Below are 16,837 nucleotides of genomic sequence, written 5' to 3'. Positions count from 1 at the left end.
GGCCGCCGTCCGAATCGGACGGCGGCCTTTGCCGTGTGACTAGCGCGGCACGGGGATGGGGATCGGTGGCAGGCGCGGAATCTGCGGCAGCCCCGGAATCACCGGTGCGGGCGCGGCGGGCGGGGGAGTCGTCGGCGCGGGGACCCGGACGGTGCCGTCACTGATGTAGATCGTGACCACCGAGCCCGGAATGGCCGACCCGTTCGGCGAACTGCCCATCACCGTGCCCTTGGCCTGCGAACCGGCGCCCGTCACCGCGGAGACCTGGAAGCCGGCGCCGGACAGGATCGAGGTGGCCTCGCCCTGCGACTTGCCCGCCACATCGGGGACCTGGGAATTGTTCGCGCCGCGGACGTACTTGTCGTCCACCGGCGGCAGGCCCGGCGGCGGGAACCGGTCCATCAACGGCTTGATGGCGTTGAACCAGGTGCGGGCCGGTTCGTTACCACCGAACAGGCCGGAGGCATCGCTGGCGCCGCAGTTGCGCAGCGGGAACGAGCAGATCTCGCCGGGGGTCGGGCTGTCGCCGTAGACGTAGACCGACGAAGCCAGCGCGTTGGTGAAGCCGAGGAACGCCGAGGAGCGGTGGCTCTCGGTGGTGCCCGTCTTACCCGACATCGGTGCCGACCACCCGGCCGCACGCGCGGCGCCCGCGGCGGTACCGCTGACGTCGTCCTTGCTCATCGCGTTGGCGAGGGTGTTGGCCAGACCCGGGTCGACCACCTGCTCACAGGCTTGCTGGGTGAGCGGAACGGTCTTGCCGCTGCGGTCGACGACCTCCTTGATCGGCGAGGGCGGGCACCACTTGCCGCCCGAGCCGAGCGTGGCGGCCACGTTCGTCAGTTCGAGCGGGTTGATCGCGAACGGGCCGAGGGTGAACGAGCCCATGTTGTTGTTCTTGATGTGGTCGGCCAGGCTCGAGTTGCCGTGCCCGGAGGTGCCGGGGTTGGTGTAGGACCGCATGCCGAGGCGCACGGCCATGTCCACCGCGGCCGAGACGCCGACGTCCTGGATCATCTTCACGAAGGTGGTGTTGGGCGAGGTCGCGAGCGCGTCGGTCACCGACATCGACCCCGGGTAGTTGCCCGCGTTCTTGACACACCAGGAGTCGGCCGGGCAGCCCGGCGAGTTCGAGTAGCCCATGCCCCTGGCGGCGTAGGTGCCGGGGACATCCACCTGGGCGGCGATGCCGAGGCCCTTCTCCATCGCGGCGGCGGTGGTGAAGAGCTTGAAGATCGAGCCCGCGCCGTCACCGGCCATCGAGTACGGCTGGCCGAGCAGCGTCTCGTTGGCGTCGCGGTTGAGGCCGTACGTGCGGCTCGACGCCATCGCGAGGACGGGGTGCGAATCCTGACCGGGCGCGACCACCGACATCACCTCGGCGATGTTGTCGAGGTTGGGGTCGGCCTGCTCGTTCACCGAACGCTTCACCGATTCCTGCAGCACCGGATCGAGTGTGGTCTTGATCAGGTAGCCGCCCTTGTCGATCTGCTCGCGGCTGATCCCGGCCTCGGCCAGGTACTGCAGCGCGTAGTCGCAGAAGAAGCCCTTGTCGTTGGCGGAGATGCACCCGCGCGGCAGGCCCTTGGGTTCGGGCAGCACACCGAGCGGTTCGGCCTTGGCCTTGCGGAACTCCTCGGCGCGGTGCGGGATGTTCTGGATCAGCGTGTCGAGCACGGTGTTGCGGCGGTCGGTGACACCGGCGACGTTGGTGTAGGGGTTCAGCTTGGAGCTGGACTGCACCATGCCCGCCAGCATCGCCGACTGGGTGATGCTGAGCTGGGACGCGTCGATGCCGAAGTAGGTCTGCGCGGCGTCCTGGATGCCGTAGGAACCGTTGCCGAAGGGCACCAGGTTCAGGTAGCGGGTGAGGATCTCGTCCTTGGACAGTTCGCGGTCCAGCGTGAGCGCCATCCGGATCTCGCGCAGCTTGCGCGCCGGTGTCGTCTCGATCGCGGCGCGGCGTTCGGCGTCGGTCTTGGCGACCACGAGCAGGTTGAAGTTCTTCACGTACTGCTGGTCCAGGGTCGACGCGCCCTGCTGCACGGCACCCGAGGAGGTGTTGGTGAGGAACGCGCGCAGCGTGCCCTGCCAGTCCACACCCTTGTGGTCGGAGAAGCGCTTGTCCTCGATGGACACGATCGCCAGCTTCATGTTGTTGGAGATCTTGTCGCTCGGCACTTCGAAGCGGCGTTGCTCGTAGAGCCACGCCAGCGGCGACCCGTTCGCGTCGACCATCGTCGACACGGCGGGGACCGTGCCCTCCACCAGTTCGGCGGAGACATTGTCGACGGCGTCGGCGGCGCGGTTGGAGATGAATCCGAATCCACCGGCCAAGGGGAACAACAGCCCAGCGACAAGCACGGCGGCCAGCGCGCAGCTGCCGGCCAGCCTCGCGAGCGTTTGAGTGATCGGCACGATCCCAGACTAGAGGGTGGGGTGGTGAGGTTCACGGCTGTGCTGCTCGACGGGGAATGTCCGGGCGGTGCCAGGGGGGTTGCTCGGGCGTGTCAACAAAATGATCACATCGGCGTGTCGCGACCGGCCACGCCGGTGATCAGCACTACTGCGCGGTTCTGGCCCGATTTGAATGGACGCCCGTACCAAAAAATCGGGGGGCGGTCTTGCGTAACCGCCATACCTTTACCTAGATTGAGAACCCAGTGTGATAGAGCTAACACTCAAAGTGGAATGTGGTGCGGGACGCAGCGGTAGTTGGGTTGCTGTGATCCGCGCTCGCGATTCTGGAGCGCCGCACAACGGTGTTCGGACTGCAAAGGGGCACATCAAATGCACATCACAACCCCCATCGCTCGACTGGATGTAGAGCAGGCCGAGGCAAGGATCGCTTGGGTTGCCCAGGCGCGATGCAAGGAAGTGGACCCTGATCAGCTGTTCGTTCGCGGTGCGGCGCAGCGCAAGGCGGCAACGATCTGCCGTCACTGCCCAGTGCTGATGCAGTGTGGTGCCGACGCCCTCGACAATCGTGTCGAGTTCGGTGTGTGGGGCGGGATGACCGAGCGGCAGCGGCGTGCGCTGCTCAAACAGCATCCCGACGTGACGTCGTGGGCTGAATTCTTCAACGCCCAGCGGCAGCACCAGGTGGCTATCTAGCAGACGAGACCGGACCGTTATCACAAACGGCGCCGAGACCGCGTGGTTTGCGGAATCGGCGCCGTTGGTGAGTGTTACCGGATTGTGAGCTATAGCGGATTTGTCTGAATCGATCAGGCCGAAGCCGGGGTGCCGGTCAGCTGATCGCCGACGGCGCGCAGTGCTTCGAGATCCGAGACCTCGAAGGGCAGCGCGGTCACCGAGACGATCTTCACCCGCGGATGCGCACCGGTGAAGCGGTGCAGCAGCCGCCGCTCCCGCGCCGCCGTCGACACCCGATCGGCGTGGATGCGCAGCACCGACGCGGTCAGCGGGTTCGAATCGGCCAGCTGGTCGGCGGCAGTCAGCGCGTGGTCGCCCGACAGCTCCGACAACGCCGGATGGGTCCGGTTCAGCACCAGACCGGCCAGCGGCATCTTCTCGGTCGAGAGCCGGTCGACGAAGAACGACGCCTCGCGCAACGCGTCCGGCTCGGGCGCGGCGACCACCAGGAAGTGCGTACCGGGCTTGGACAGCATCGCGAAGGTGCGCTCGGCCCGGTCCTGGAACCCACCGAACAGCGATTCCAGCGATTGCAGGAACGTCGAGGCGTCCTTGAGCATCTGCCCGCCGACAATCGTCGACACCCCGCGCATGGCCAGGCTCATCGCCCCCGTGACGATCCGGCCGACACCGCGTCCCGGCGCCATGATCAACCGGATCATCTTGCCGTTGAGGAAGGTGCCCAGCCGCTTGGGCGCGTCGAGGAAATCGAGCGCGTTACGAGAGGGGGGAGTGTCGACCACGATCAGGTCCCACTCCTTGCGCGCGGCCAGCTGGCCGAGCTTCTCCATCGCCATGTACTCCTGCGTGCCACCGAACGACGACGCCACCGTCTGATAGATCGGATTGGCGAAGATCTGCTCGGCCTTGTCCGCGCTGGTGTGCTCGAGCACCATGTCGTCGAAGGTGCGGCGCATGTTCAGCATCATCGCGTGCAGCTCACCGGGGACCTCGGCACCGAGCTCCACACGCTGCGGGGTGTTGTCCAGTTCGGCCACGCCCAGCGACTGCGCCAGCCTGCGCGCCGGATCGATGGTCAGCACCACCACCTTGCGACCCGATTCGGCCGCTCGCAGCGCGATCGAGGCCGCGGTGGTGGTCTTGCCGACGCCGCCGGACCCGCAGCACACGATCACGCGGGCCGTCGGGTCGGCGATGATCTGCGAGACATCCAGCGCGGGCGGGGTGGAAACGTGCTCGCTCATCGGACTCCCTGCGCGGATAGCTGTTCGGCCAGTTCGTAGAGGCCACCCAGGTCGATGCCGTCGCCGAGGGCGGGCAGGGACAGCTGGGGGACGTCGATCTGCGCCAGTTCGGCGGCACTCGCGTTCTGCGCGGTCAGCACGATCGCATGGTCGACCGTTTCGGCGATCAGGCCGTCGAAGTCCGACTCGGACAGGGTGATGCCGGCCTTCGCCAGGTCGGCGGCGACCGCGGCAGTGTCGAGCTCGCCCGCCACGGCCGTGTCGCGCTGAGCCGGGGTGAGTTCGGCGGTGGCCGCCCGGTTGACGATCACCGTGCCGATCCGCAGATCGTCGGCGGTGAGCTCGGCGATCGCGTCGGCGGTCTCCTGCACCGGCAGTGCCTCGAGCAGCGTCACCAGGTGGATCATCGTCTGGTCGGAATGCAGCAGGTTGGACACGCCCTCGGCCTGCGAGGCGATCGGACCGCCCTTGGCGATCTCGGCCATGGCCGTGGTGACGTCGAGGAAGCCGGCGATCCGGCCGGTCGGCGGCGCGTCGACGACGATGTCGTCATAGGCGGGCCTGCCGTCTTTGCCGACCCGGACCACACACTCTTTGATCTTGCCGGTGAGGATCACGTCGCGCAGACCCGGCGCGATCGTGGTGACGAACTCGATGGCGCCCATCCGGCGCATCGCCCGTCCCGCGAAGCCGAGGTTGTAGAACATGTCGAGGTATTCGAGGAACGCGTACTCGATGTCCAGTGCCAGCGCCGTCACCTCGCCACCGCCGTCGGCGCTGGCGATATGGGTCTCGGTGGGCGGCAACGGTGGCCGATCGAACAATTGCGCGATGGACTGGCGACTCTCGACCTCGACCAGCAGCACTTTGCGTCCCCCTGCGGCGAGCGCGAGTGCGAGTGCGGCCGAAACGGTCGACTTGCCGGTGCCTCCCTTGCCGGTCACGTAGTGCAAGCGGGCCTTGGCCGCGCGCTGTGGCCATCCGGTCGACGGTTCCGGAACCGACGAAACCGGCTCTGCTGTTGGTGCTCCCACGCCGCCGAGCCTATAACCCGTTTCGCCCAGGCGTTCGGGGTGAGCCCTAAACTCACACCATGAGTGAAGTCACCCTGTGGGAGTACGCGACCGTGCCGCTGTTGACGCACGCGACCAAGCAGATCCTCGACCAGTGGGGGTCCGACGGCTGGGAGCTGGTCTCGGTGCTGCCCGGACCGACCGGCGAACAGCACGTCGCCTACCTGAAGCGGAAGAAATAGCGTGGCCACCGCGTGGAAGGACGCGCTCGACCGGCTCGGTGTCACGCTGCCGCCGGTCGCCGCTCCCGTCGCGGCCTACATCCCCGCCGTGCGCACCGGTTCGCTGGTGTACACCTCCGGCCAGCTGCCCTTCGTCGACGGTGAATTGTCGGCGGTCGGCAAGGTCGGGGCCGAGGTGGATGTCGAGCAGGCCAAGGAGGCCGCCCGGCTGTGCGCGCTGAACGCGCTCGCGGCCGTGCACGATCTGGTCGGGCTCGACCAGGTGGTGCGGATCGTGAAGGTCGTCGGATTCGTCGCCTCGGCGCCCGGATTCAGCGATCAGCCGATCGTGATCAACGGTGCGTCGGAGTTCCTCGGTGAGGTGTTCGGCGAGGCGGGCGTGCACGCGCGCTCGGCCGTCGGCGTCTCGGAACTGCCCAAGAACACGCCCGTCGAGGTGGAATTGATCGTCGAAGTGGACCAAGAAGTCGGATAGGCAGCCGTCATGGCACTGGAACATCCCGCGTACAGCCAGGTCAGGCCGGTCACCCCGACGGCATCGGTCCTGCTGGCCGACAACCCCAATCAAATGACGCTCGACGGCACCAACACCTGGCTGCTGCGTGGCCCGGACAGCGATTCCTATGTGGTCGTCGATCCGGGACCGAAGGACAAGAAACACACCGCCGACATCGTCGAGGCCACCGGCGGCCGGATCGCGTTGACGCTGATCACCCACCACCATCACGATCACACCGGCGGCATCGATCACCTGGTGAAAGCCACCGGGACGCCGGTGCGATCGGTGGATCCGGCGTATCTGCGTGGCGCGGTCGTGCCGCTGGTGGACGGCGAGGTGATCGAGGCCGCGGGCCTGCGGATCACGGTGCTCGGTACGCCGGGACACACGACCGATTCGGTGAGCCTGCTGCTCGACGACGCGGTGCTCACCGGTGACACGGTCCTCGGCCGCGGCACCACGGTGCTCGAATCCGCGCCGGGCGCGCTGGCGAACTTCCTCGCGTCGCTGGAAAAGCTGCGTGAGCTGGGCGTGGGTAAGGCGTTGCTGCCCGCGCACGGGCCCGACCATCCCGATGCGGCGCCGGTGGCGCAGTACTACCTCGACCACCGGCGTGAGCGGCTCGACCAAGTGCGGGCCGCGCTGGTCGAACTGGGTCCCGGCGCGGGCGCTCTCGCGGTGGTCCGCAAGGTGTACGCCGACGTGGACAAACGGCTGTGGCCCGCGGCGCGCAGTTCCGTGCAGGCGCAGCTGGAATACCTGCGGGCCGAACAGAACTGAACACCGCTCGATCGCCGACGCGCTCGCCGTGTCGGCGATCGAGTGCTGTCCGGCATACAACGGCCGATGTCCCGGCACAACGAAACCGCGGTGGTGTGGACGAGGCCCTCTCCTCGTGAGCCCACACGCATCAACGGTCCCGTCGTACCGGGACGGCAGGTGTTCGAACGTCAGCGAGCGCGACGTGCCAGACGCTCGGAATCCGAGATCAGCACGCTCTTGCCCTCGAGGCGCAGCCATCCGCGATGAGCGAAGTCGGCGAGCGCCTTGTTGACGGTTTCCCGGGAAGCGCCGACCAGCTGGGCGATCTCTTCCTGGGTCAGGTCGTGGGTCACGCGCAGCGCGCCCGCTTCCTGGGTGCCGAAACGCTGTGCGAGCTGCAGCAGCGCTTTGGCGACGCGACCTGGCACGTCGGTGAAGATCAGGTCGGCGAGGTTGTTGTTGGTGCGGCGAAGGCGTCGTGCCAGCACGCGCAGCAGCTGCTCAGCGATCTCAGGGCGCTGATCGATCCACGACTTGAGTGCGTCGCGGTCCATCGTCACGGCGCGGACCTCGGTGACCGTGGTTGCGGTCGAGGTACGCGGGCCCGGGTCGAAGATCGACAGTTCACCGAACATGTCGGACGGACCCATGATGGTCAGCAGGTTCTCCCTGCCGTCCGGGGACCGCCGGCCGATCTTCACCTTGCCCGTCGTGATGATGTACAGCCGATCGCCGGGTTCGCCCTCGTTGAAGATGACGTGGCCGCGCGGAAAATCTACGGGCTGCAGCTGCTTGGCGAGCGCGGCCACCGCGGTGGGCTCGACGCCTTGGAAGATGCCTGCTCTGGCGAGGGCCTCGTCCACGAATGTGCTCCTTATGGGATATGGCTTGCGAACCTGGTCGAGCGAATCGACCAACCGCGCAGTCTACGCGGCATTCCGGCACCGCAGTGACAGACACCACGTAAAGAGTGGATTGCGCGTTGAGAATCGATCGTTTAGCTCGCCCGTGCGACATCCAATTCGGAGGTACGGGAACGGCGCTTGCGCACGCGCGCCACGGCGGCGGGCAGGCCGAGCTTCGTCAGCTCTTTCACTTCGGCGTTGCTGGCGTTGTCCAGGTACTGCTGAACCTCTTCGTCGGGTTCGAGAAGCTTTCGGAGCCGATTCTCGACCCGCTCCATCCCCAGCGCGAACAGCATCAACAGCACTGGGAAGAGCACCACAGCGAGTCCTTGCATGACTGGCAGTAAACACGGTCCAGGTCTCAGATGGAACACAGCGGGCAAACTGGCCGGGCAATGTTGTCGTAGTGGTTCCGTATGGTGAAGCGGTGCCCGTTTCCCCCGCCCCCGCCGCCGCAGGCGATGCCGATCCGGCAGCGGATTCGGCCGCCGCACCCACCGGCATCTCGGCCGCCCGCAAGCGCAAGAACCGTGCGATAGCTGCGGAAACGCGGATCGGACTGGTCCGGCGCGCCCGCCGGATGAACCGCACGCTCGCCGCGGCGTTCCCCGACGCGCACTGCGAGCTCGACTTCACCACTCCGCTGGAACTGGCCGTCGCGACGATCCTGTCCGCCCAGTGCACCGACGTCCGGGTGAACCTCACCACTCCCGCCCTGTTCGCGAAGTACCGCAGTGCCTACGACTACGCGCAGGCCAACCGGGTGGAGCTGGAGGAATACATCAGGCCCACCGGCTTCTACCGGAACAAGACCAGTTCGCTGATCGGCCTCGGCCAGGCGCTGGTCGAAAAATACGACGGTGAATTGCCTCACACTCTGGACGAATTGGTGAAATTGCCCGGGATCGGGCGCAAGACGGCCAACGTCATCCTCGGCAACGCGTTCGATGTGCCCGGTATCACCGTCGACACCCATTTCGGCCGGTTGGTGCGTCGCTGGAAGTGGACCGACGAGGAGGATCCGGTCAAGGTCGAGCACGCGGTCGGCGCGCTGTTCGAGCGCAAGGACTGGACGATGCTCTCGCACCGGGTGATCTTCGAGGGCCGTCGGGTGTGCCATGCGCGCAAGCCGGCCTGCGGCGCGTGCGTGCTCGCCGACGATTGCCCGTCGTTCGGGCTCGGCCCCACCGACCCGGCGGTGGCCGCGGAGCTGGTGAAGGGCCCGGAGCGCGATCACCTGCTGAACATGGTCGGCCTGTGAGCGAAGCCTCGCTGCTGCGGCGGCCCGCTGTGCGCTGGGTGCTCGCCGCGGTGATCTTGGTCGTCGCGGCCACAGTGGCGCTGTGGCCGCGTGAGGGTTCCGAGACCACCGGCGTCGTTGCGCAGACATCGCAGCAGACGTCGGGCGTGTCGGCCGAGGAACGAGCGGCGGCGGGGTCGCAACCGTGCCCGTCGCCCGCGTCCGCATCCGCGACCGGATCGGGGCCGCTGGCCGGTCTCCAGATGAGCTGTCTGGCGGATGGCAAGCCTGTCGATCTCGCCGCGGCGCTCGCCGGAAAGCCCGCGCTGCTCAACCTGTGGGCCTACTGGTGTGGGCCCTGCGCCACCGAGTTGCCGCATCTGCAGGAGTTCGCGCAGCGGGCGGGCTCGGCACTCACGGTCATGACCGTGCACAGCGATCCCGACGAGGCGAAGGCACTGTCTCGGCTGACCGGACTCGGCATCACCCTGCCCGGCGTCGAGGATCCGCAGGCCGCCGTGCGCAGTGCGGTCGGTGCGCCCGCGGTGCTGCCCGTCTCGGTGCTCGTGCGGGCCGACGGCACCATCGCGAGTGTGGAGGTGCGTACGTTTGCCGACGTGGCCGACATCGCGGATACGGTATCCGCGAAGCTCGGGGTCACGGTATGACAGAGGACGTAACAGTGGCGTGTGGATCGAAGGCGATGGCGTGAACGATGTAGCGAGGCTCGACGATTCCGGCGTTCCCTCGTGGTTGCGCACCGCGATCAGATCCGGCGGTCCCGACGCCGACGACACGCTCGCTACTTCCCGCGCCCTGCGCCGGGCCATGTCGATCACCGGCAGGCCACGCCAGGCTGCTGTCCTCGTGCTGTTCGGCGGCTCGCCCGACGCCGACGAGTCGGTGCCCGGGGGCCTGCCCGCCGACGCCGACGTCCTGCTCACTCAGCGTGCTTCGACCATGCGCCAGCACCGCGGCCAGATCGCGTTCCCCGGCGGCGCCGAGGATCCCGGCGACGACGGCCCGGTCGGCACTGCCCTGCGCGAAGCCGCGGAGGAGACCGGACTCGATCCGGCCGGTGTCCAGCCGTTCGCCCTGCTGCCGAAACTGTTCGTTCCGCCGTCGAAATTCGACGTGACCCCGGTGCTCGGCTACTGGCGGGCACCCAGCGCGGTCCGCGTCGTCGATCAGGGCGAAACCGAGCGTGTCGTGCGTGTGCCGCTCACCGAATTGCTCGATCCGGCACACAGATTCATGGTGCGTGGCAGTCTCGGCTACCAGAGCCCCGCGTTCCAGGTCGACGGCATGCTGGTGTGGGGACTCACCGGCGGTATCCTCGCCGGCATCATCAAATCCGCTGGGTGGGAACGAAACTGGGATCGGGGCGACGTGCGTGACCTGGAGAGCTCGCTGGCTGCGGTCGGAATGACCCTGTGACCGCCTCGGTATGGCTCGACATCGCGGTGGTACTGATCGCGCTGGTCGCGGCGTCCACCGGCTGGCGGCAGGGCGCGGTGGCGTCGGCGCTGGCGTTCTTCGGTGTCGCGCTGGGCGCGGTCGCGGGCATTCTGATCGCACCGCACATCCTCAAGCACCTCAGTGAGGGTCGCAGCCGGGTACTCGGCGGCATCCTGCTGATCGTGCTGCTGGTGATCGTCGGTGAGGTGGCGGGCATGGTGCTCGGCCGGGCCGCGCGCACCAGCATCCGCCAGCCGGTCGCGCGCAGCGTGGACAGCGTTGTCGGCGCGGTCTTGCAGGCGGTGACCGTGCTGGTCGCGGCGTGGCTGCTCGCGTTGCCGCTGGCCACCGCGTCCCAGCCCGCTGTCGCCGCCGCGATCAACGGGTCGAAGGTGCTCGCCGACGTCAATTCGGTCGCGCCGGACTGGTTGCGCAAGGTTCCCAACGAATTCTCCAAGCTGCTCGACACGTCGGGCCTGCCCGATGTGATCGGCCCGTTCGGCCGAGCTCCGATCGCCGCCGTCGAACCGCCGGATCCCTCGGTGCTGGCCAGCCCGGTTGCGGCGTCGCTGCAGCAGAGCGTGCTGCGCATCCGCGGCACCGCACCCAGTTGCCAGCGGGCGCTCGAAGGTTCCGGCTTCATCGTCGCGCCGGAACGCGTGATGACCAACGCGCACGTCGTGGCGGGCACCAACACCGTGTCGGTCGACACCGCGCGCGGTGCGCTCGACGCCACCGTGGTCCTGTTCGACCCGTCCAAGGACATCGCGGTCCTCGCCGTCCCCGGTCTGACCGCTCCCGTGCTGCCCCAGGCCCCTGAGCCCGCGAGTTCGGGCGAGAGCGCGATCGTGCTCGGTTACCCCGGTGGCGGCCCGTACACCGCCAGCGCGGCCCGTGTCCGCGAGACTCTCGACCTCACCGGCCCGACCATCCACCGCGACGGCACCGTCGAACGTGAGGTCTACACGGTGCGCGGTCAGGTCCGCGCGGGCAACTCCGGCGGCCCGCTGGTCGACGCCGAGGGCCAGCTCCTCGGCGTGGTCTTCGGCGCGGCAGTTACCGACGACGACACCGGCTACGTGCTCACCCTGCACGAGGTCGCGTCCGAACTGGCCGCGGCCGCCCCGAGCAGCACACCGGTCAACACGGGCGCCTGCGTACTGAGCTGATCACCCAGCCCGGAGCAGGTAACCCCGATGTCGTCGCCCCCACATACAGCTCGGCTCCAGTAGTCCCTGTATGTCTGTACCCAAAGGGGCCTCAGGGGCCCCGCTCGAGCGCGCCAGCGCTCCAAGATCACGGCGAAACCAAGTCGTCGTGGGGCGGTGACCCGTTGACACCGTTCTGCTCGCGCCAGTGCGCGGTCAGCGCCTCGTTGACCTTGCTGGGGTTCTCCTGATGCGCGTAATGCCCCGCTCGCGGTATCGAGACCAGCGTCCGACGAGGCGACAGCGACTCCCCCCGCTGGTACGTCGCATCCAGCAGATACGAATCCTGTTCGCCACGCAGCATCAACACCGGGATGTCGATCGGGGTGCGCATCGTGGCCATGAACCGCTTGCCGTCCGGTCGCCACTGGCTGCGAAATGCCCAGCGCTGATACTCCAGCGCACTGTGCGCGGCCCCCGGAATCCGGATGGCATGGCGCATCCGCGACGCGGTCTCGACGAATTCCGCACTGCGCGACCAGGATTCACCGACCCGATCGTGCAGCAGGCGCTCTACCTCGGCGCCACCACGTCGGGTGAGCAGGTTTTCGGGATAGCGCGGTAGCTGATACCGCAGGAAATCGGGCAGCCAGGTCGCCCGCTGGGCCGGATCGCGCAGCACGGCGCTCTTGAGCGCGGCGGGATGCGGCGAGCTCACCAGCGCGATCGAGCGGACCAGTCGCGGATGCAGCACCGCGGTGGCCCAGCAGACCAGGCCGCCTTCGGCGTGGCCGACGAGCGTGGCCTCGGTGTGCCCGAGCGCCCGGATCAGACCGGCGATGTCGCCTGCGAGGGTCCAGCCGTCGTAGCCACGCGGTGGTTTGTCGGTGTCGCCGTAGCCGCGCAGGTCGACGGCGACGGTGCGATACCCGTGGCCGGCGAGCGCGGTCAGCTGATGCCGCCACGACCACCAGAAATCGGCGAAACCGTGCAGCAGCAGCACCAGGGGCGCCTCGGGGCGGTCCGTGCCGTCGGTTTCGGCGGCGACTGCTTCGACGACGTGGAAGCGGATTCCGTTGGCGTGCACGTCCCGGTGGGTCCACGGTCCGTCGAAACGGACGCTGGAGGGATCCGGGAATGAATTGGACGACACGCCGATCGAGCCTAGTGGGCGGGTCCGGCTGTTGCGACCGGGCCCGCCCGGCGCGTCATCGGTTGCTCGACTTCTCCAGCGAAGTGGCGCCCGCACCACTGGATCCGATGGCCGCGTGCGCGTCGGCCGCGTCGCGGTGGGTGAACGCGGCGGGCAGCACCTCGGCGGCCTGCTTGAGCGAACCGATCGTCTTCTCCGGCGCGCGCACCTTCCGTACCTTGAGCCAGCCGAGCAAGGCCAGCAGGACAGTGGTGAGCACCATCAGCAAGAACACGATCAGGAAAGCGGCCCAGCGCCACAGCCACATGTCGAGCAGCTCGGCGAGGAAGAAGAAGAAAAAGAACGAGCTGAACAGCAGCACTGTCAGCGCGAGGATGAAGAAGACGCTGCCGGTGAGGCCCTTCTTGATCTCACCGGTGACCTCGGCCTTGGCCAGCGCCACCTCGGCGCGCACCAGTGTCGACATCTGCTCGGTGGCATCGCGCACGAGGCTGCCGATGCTCGCCGATCCGGGCGGATTGGCGTCGGTCAACGGGATCGAAGTGACCGTCCGACCGTCATTTCCGCCTTGGGTGTAACTCACTTCGTCGACCCTTCTCCCTGTGGTAACTGGTCTGCATCGCGGCGCGCCTGGTGCACACGTCCTCGGCGCAACAGTAGCGCCGATCCGATCAGCGATGCTGCCATCGAGGTCACCAGAACGGCGGCCTTGGCAAGATCGATGGCATCGTCGCCGACGTCGGCGAGCGCGAGTTCCGCCACGAGAAGGCTAACGGTGAACCCGATCGCGCCGAGTACCGACAGGGCGAACATGTCGCGATACTCCAGTCCGGCTGGGCGTTTCGCCCAGCCGAGCTTGATAACGACCCAGCTCACACCGAAGATTCCGATGGTTTTGCCGAGCAGGAGCCCGAGGATGATCGCCAGCGCGAGCCGGTCGGTGAACAATGATCCGAACACTGCGCCGTTGAGCGGCACACCGGAGGCGAACAGCGCGAACACCGGTACGCAGAACCCGGCCGAGATCGGCTGCACCACATGCTCGAGGTGCGTCGCGGGCGCGATCTCCTCGCCGGGATCTTTGCGGACCCTGGTGAGCAACCCGAGTGCGACGCCGGCCAGCGTCGGATGGATGCCCGCCTCGTGCAGCGCGTACCAGCACACCAGCGCGACCGGAATGTAGAACAGCGGCGTGTGCAGGCGCAGCTTCTGGGCCAGTGCCCACACCCCGCAGCAGGCGAAGGCGGCGGCCAGCCACAGCAGCGACAGCGAGGCGGTGAACAGCACCGCGATGAGAACGATGGCGAGCAGATCGTCGACCACGGCCAGGCTCAGCAGGAACACCCGCGCGCTGGTGGGGATTCGCGAACCGGTCATCGCGAGGATCGCGAGCGCGAAGGCGATATCGGTGGCGACGGGAATGGCCCAGCCCTTGTCCATGCCGGGCACGCCGTGGCCCACCACCAGCGCGATCACGGCCGGGGTGATCACACCGCCCACCGCGGCGATGACCGGCAGCGCGGCCCGTTTCGGGTCGCGGAGCTCGCCGACGGCGAACTCGCGTTTGAGCTCGAGCCCGGCGACGAAGAAGAAGATCGCGAGCAGCCCGTCCTTGGACCAATCGGCCAGGGTGAGGTCGAGGTGCAGTGCGGGAATGTCGAGGTGGGTGTCGACCATCGTCTGGTAGCTCGCGCCCCACGGCGAGTTCACCCAGATCAGGGCTACCGCGGCGGCCACGAGCAGCAGCGCACCGCCGACGGTTTCGGTGCGGAGATAGCGGGTGAGCTCGGAGCGGACGCGCGTGATCAAGGGCAAGCCTTCCGGCAGGGGTCGACGGAACTGCGGGCGCTCATCGACTCGGATTCACGACCGCATGCCGACCAGACTTCCCGGCACACCTTTACGCGATCCTAACGGACCCGGCCGGTGACATCCGATGTCACCGGCCGGTGCGCGTCAGTTGCTCCCGGTGCGAATGGCCTCGAAAACGCCCGGATCGACCAGCGTGGAGGTGTCGCCGAGCTCGCGTCCCTCGGCGACATCGCGCAGCAGCCTGCGCATGATCTTGCCGCTGCGGGTCTTGGGCAGTTCCGGCACGATGTGGATCTCGCGTGGCCGCGCGATCGGGCTGATCTCCTTGGACACCTGCGCCTTCAGTTCGGCGACGAGCTCGGGGCCCGCCGACGCCGCGGCTTCGCCGGTGAGGATCGTGAACGCGACGATCCCCTGCCCGGTGGTCGCGTCGGTGGCGCCGACCACCGCCGCCTCGGCGACGGCTGGATGCCCGACCAGCGCGGACTCGACCTCGGCGGTGGAGATGCGGTGTCCGGAGACGTTCATGACGTCGTCGACCCGGCCGAGCACCCACAGGTCGCCGTCGGCGTCGAGCTTGGCGCCGTCGCCCGCGAAGTACCATCCCTGCTCGGCGTAGCGCTCCCAGTAGGTGGCGCGGTAGCGATCCATATCGCCCCAGATGCCGCGCAGCATCGACGGCCACGGCTTGTCCAGCACGAGGTATCCGTTGGCCTCGGTTTCGCCGAGCTGCACCGGTTTGCCCTCTTCGTCGACGACCGTCGCGGAGATGCCGGGCAGCGGGCCCATCGCGGCGCCCGGTTTGGCCGCGGTGACGCCGGGCAGCGGCGCGATCATGATGGCGCCGGTCTCGGTCTGCCACCAGGTGTCGACGATCGGAGTCTTGTTCGCGCCGAAGACTTCCCGGTACCAGCGCCAGGCTTCGGGATTGATGGGTTCGCCGACGGAGCCCAGCAGTCGCAGGGTGCTCAGGTCGTGGGCGTCGGGGATCTCACGACCCCATTTCATGAAGGTGCGGATGAGGGTGGGTGCGGTGTAATAGATGGTGACGCCGTACTTCTCGATGATCTGGAAGTGGCGGTGTTCGTCGGGGGAGTTGGGGGTGCCTTCGTAGACGACCTGGGTGGCGCGGTTGGCGAGGGGACCGTAGACGATGTAGCTGTGTCCGGTGACCCAGCCGATGTCGGCGGTGCACCAGTAGACGTCGTCTCCGGCTTTGTGGTCGAAGACGTTGTGGTGGGTGTAGGCGGTTTGGGTGAGGTATCCGCCGGTGGTGTGCAGGATGCCCTTGGGCTTTCCGGTGGTGCCGGAGGTGTAGAGGATGAACAGCGGGTGCTCGGCGGGGAAGGGCTGCGCTTCGTGCGAAGGCGAGGCGGCGGCGACGGTTTCGTGCCACCACAGATCGCGACCGTCGGTCCACGGCACCTCCGTGCCGACCCGGCGCACCACGAGCACGTGCTCCACCGACGACGGCACGTCGCCCTTGGCTGCCAGCGCCTCGTCGACGGCCTCCTTGAGCGGTGCGGGCTTGCCGCGCCGCCACTGACCGTCGGTGGTGATGATCAATCGGGCCTCGGCGTCGTCGACCCGCTGGCGCAGCGCGCTCGGCGAGAATCCCGCGAACACCACCGAGTGCGTGAGTCCCAGTCGCGCGCACGCCAGCATCGACACGATCGCCTCGGGCACCATCGGCATGTAGATCGCGACGCGATCGCCTGCCTCCAGACCGAGCTCGGTCAGGTAGTTCGCCGCTCGCGAGACCTCTTCCAGCAGTTCGCGGTAGGTGATGTCGCGCGAGTCGCCGGGTTCGCCTTCCCAGTGGATGGCGACCTGATCGCCGTGCCCGTCGATGACGTGGCGGTCGACGCAGTTGTAGGCGACATTGAGCTCGCCGTCGCCGAACCAGCGCGCGACCGGCGCGTCGGTCCAGTCGAGTACCTCGGTGAAGGGTTTGTGCCAGTGCAGCCGGTTGGCCTGTTCGGCCCAGAAGCCGTCGCGGTCGGTCTCGCCACGGTCGTAGAGCGTGGCGTCCGCGTTGGCGGCGGCGGCGAATTCCGCACTGGGCGGAAACGAGTCCTGGTGTCCTGCAGCAGTTTCGGTCACGTCGGTTCAGCCTCACATGCCTGGTGCGGTCGGGTCGGTCGCCGGGGTGCGGCCCAGCTGTCTAGACAGTAGCCAACGGACCCGCGACGGCGTGTCCCGTTGTCGTGACGATGTTTCGCGGCGGTCAATAGGGCTAGTTCA

17 protein-coding genes are annotated in these 16,837 nt (G+C 67.8%); 8 read left to right on the top strand and 9 right to left on the bottom strand.

Going from position 1 to position 16,837, the window contains the following annotated elements:
- Positions 1 to 39: 39 nt before the first annotated feature.
- Positions 40 to 2,418: a penicillin-binding protein gene (locus ACWF99_RS16720; RefSeq protein ID WP_378638719.1), complete on the bottom strand. Its 2,379-nt coding sequence runs from the start codon at positions 2,416 to 2,418 to the stop codon at positions 40 to 42.
- A 372-nt stretch (positions 2,419 to 2,790) separates the two neighbouring features.
- Between ACWF99_RS16720 and ACWF99_RS16715 the strand changes: the two genes are divergently transcribed.
- Positions 2,791 to 3,114, top strand: a complete 324-nt coding sequence (locus ACWF99_RS16715; protein ID WP_056821932.1) for a WhiB family transcriptional regulator — start codon at positions 2,791 to 2,793, stop codon at positions 3,112 to 3,114.
- Between the two features lie 113 nt (positions 3,115 to 3,227).
- Here the strand turns inward: ACWF99_RS16715 and ACWF99_RS16710 are convergent, their stop codons facing one another.
- Both ACWF99_RS16710 and ACWF99_RS16705 read right to left on the bottom strand, forming a co-directional pair.
- Positions 3,228 to 4,361, bottom strand: a complete 1,134-nt coding sequence (locus ACWF99_RS16710) for an ArsA family ATPase (RefSeq protein WP_378638722.1) — start codon at positions 4,359 to 4,361, stop codon at positions 3,228 to 3,230.
- Positions 4,358 to 5,395: an ArsA family ATPase gene (locus ACWF99_RS16705; protein ID WP_378638725.1), complete on the bottom strand. Its 1,038-nt coding sequence runs from the start codon at positions 5,393 to 5,395 to the stop codon at positions 4,358 to 4,360. Before ACWF99_RS16705 ends, ACWF99_RS16710 begins: the two co-directional genes overlap by 4 nt.
- 59 nt (positions 5,396 to 5,454) lie before the next feature.
- Between ACWF99_RS16705 and ACWF99_RS16700 the strand changes: the two genes are divergently transcribed.
- Genes ACWF99_RS16700 through ACWF99_RS16690 form a run of 3 tightly spaced genes read left to right on the top strand, consistent with a single transcriptional unit; the run spans position 5,455 to position 6,895 of the window.
- Positions 5,455 to 5,616 carry a hypothetical protein gene (locus ACWF99_RS16700; protein ID WP_378638727.1) on the top strand — a complete coding sequence of 54 codons (162 nt, stop codon included), beginning with the start codon at positions 5,455 to 5,457 and terminating at the stop codon, positions 5,614 to 5,616.
- 1 nt (position 5,617) lies between these two features.
- Complete coding sequence (locus ACWF99_RS16695; protein WP_379301206.1) at positions 5,618 to 6,091, top strand: RidA family protein; 474 nt, start codon at positions 5,618 to 5,620, stop codon at positions 6,089 to 6,091.
- Between the two features lie 9 nt (positions 6,092 to 6,100).
- A complete protein-coding gene (locus ACWF99_RS16690; RefSeq protein ID WP_452536577.1) occupies positions 6,101 to 6,895 on the top strand; it encodes an MBL fold metallo-hydrolase in 795 nt (264 codons plus the stop codon).
- 170 nt (positions 6,896 to 7,065) lie between these two features.
- Here the strand turns inward: ACWF99_RS16690 and ACWF99_RS16685 are convergent, their stop codons facing one another.
- Positions 7,066 to 7,740 carry a Crp/Fnr family transcriptional regulator gene (locus tag ACWF99_RS16685; protein ID WP_040703546.1) on the bottom strand — a complete coding sequence of 225 codons (675 nt, stop codon included), beginning with the start codon at positions 7,738 to 7,740 and terminating at the stop codon, positions 7,066 to 7,068.
- 134 nt (positions 7,741 to 7,874) lie between these two features.
- Entirely contained in the window at positions 7,875 to 8,117 is a 243-nt protein-coding gene (locus ACWF99_RS16680; RefSeq protein WP_056821920.1) for a hypothetical protein, read from the bottom strand.
- A 167-nt stretch (positions 8,118 to 8,284) separates the two neighbouring features.
- Here ACWF99_RS16680 and nth point away from each other — a divergent pair, with 167 nt between their 5' ends.
- Genes nth through ACWF99_RS16660 form a run of 4 tightly spaced genes read left to right on the top strand, consistent with a single transcriptional unit; the run spans position 8,285 to position 11,649 of the window.
- On the top strand, positions 8,285 to 9,043 hold the full coding sequence (nth, locus tag ACWF99_RS16675; protein ID WP_452536639.1) for an endonuclease III: 759 nt from the start codon (positions 8,285 to 8,287) through the stop codon (positions 9,041 to 9,043).
- Entirely contained in the window at positions 9,040 to 9,690 is a 651-nt protein-coding gene (locus ACWF99_RS16670) for a TlpA family protein disulfide reductase (RefSeq protein WP_452536575.1), read from the top strand. The genes nth and ACWF99_RS16670 overlap by 4 nt, the downstream gene beginning before the upstream one ends.
- 40 nt (positions 9,691 to 9,730) lie before the next feature.
- On the top strand, positions 9,731 to 10,459 hold the full coding sequence (locus ACWF99_RS16665; protein ID WP_378638735.1) for an NUDIX hydrolase: 729 nt from the start codon (positions 9,731 to 9,733) through the stop codon (positions 10,457 to 10,459).
- Complete coding sequence (locus tag ACWF99_RS16660; protein ID WP_378638738.1) at positions 10,456 to 11,649, top strand: MarP family serine protease; 1,194 nt, start codon at positions 10,456 to 10,458, stop codon at positions 11,647 to 11,649. Before ACWF99_RS16665 ends, ACWF99_RS16660 begins: the two co-directional genes overlap by 4 nt.
- A gap of 127 nt (positions 11,650 to 11,776) precedes the next feature.
- Here ACWF99_RS16660 and ACWF99_RS16655 read toward each other — a convergent pair whose 3' ends face one another.
- From ACWF99_RS16655 to acs, 4 genes are all read right to left on the bottom strand, one after another.
- A complete protein-coding gene (locus ACWF99_RS16655) occupies positions 11,777 to 12,781 on the bottom strand; it encodes an alpha/beta fold hydrolase (protein WP_378661821.1) in 1,005 nt (334 codons plus the stop codon).
- A 55-nt stretch (positions 12,782 to 12,836) separates the two neighbouring features.
- Positions 12,837 to 13,364 carry a phage holin family protein gene (locus ACWF99_RS16650; protein ID WP_378638743.1) on the bottom strand — a complete coding sequence of 176 codons (528 nt, stop codon included), beginning with the start codon at positions 13,362 to 13,364 and terminating at the stop codon, positions 12,837 to 12,839.
- Positions 13,361 to 14,590, bottom strand: a complete 1,230-nt coding sequence (gene nhaA, locus ACWF99_RS16645; protein WP_378661818.1) for a Na+/H+ antiporter NhaA — start codon at positions 14,588 to 14,590, stop codon at positions 13,361 to 13,363. The genes ACWF99_RS16650 and nhaA overlap by 4 nt, the downstream gene beginning before the upstream one ends.
- Positions 14,591 to 14,737: 147 nt before the next feature.
- Positions 14,738 to 16,696: an acetate--CoA ligase gene (acs, locus tag ACWF99_RS16640; protein ID WP_452536572.1), complete on the bottom strand. Its 1,959-nt coding sequence runs from the start codon at positions 16,694 to 16,696 to the stop codon at positions 14,738 to 14,740.
- Positions 16,697 to 16,837: the final 141 nt, after the last annotated feature.

Source organism: Nocardia sp. NPDC055002 (genome assembly GCF_053608825.1).
This window is presented reverse-complemented; position numbering and strand designations above follow the sequence as displayed.

Coding starts and splice junctions, on each gene's coding strand:
- ACWF99_RS16700 (WP_378638727.1), top strand. CDS start 5,455: ATGAGTGAAGTCACCCTGTGGGAGTACGCGACCGTGCCGCTGTTGACG.
- ACWF99_RS16710 (WP_378638722.1), bottom strand. CDS start 4,361: ATGAGCGAGCACGTTTCCACCCCGCCCGCGCTGGATGTCTCGCAGATC.
- ACWF99_RS16715 (WP_056821932.1), top strand. CDS start 2,791: ATGCACATCACAACCCCCATCGCTCGACTGGATGTAGAGCAGGCCGAG.
- ACWF99_RS16680 (WP_056821920.1), bottom strand. CDS start 8,117: ATGCAAGGACTCGCTGTGGTGCTCTTCCCAGTGCTGTTGATGCTGTTC.
- ACWF99_RS16690 (WP_452536577.1), top strand. CDS start 6,101: ATGGCACTGGAACATCCCGCGTACAGCCAGGTCAGGCCGGTCACCCCG.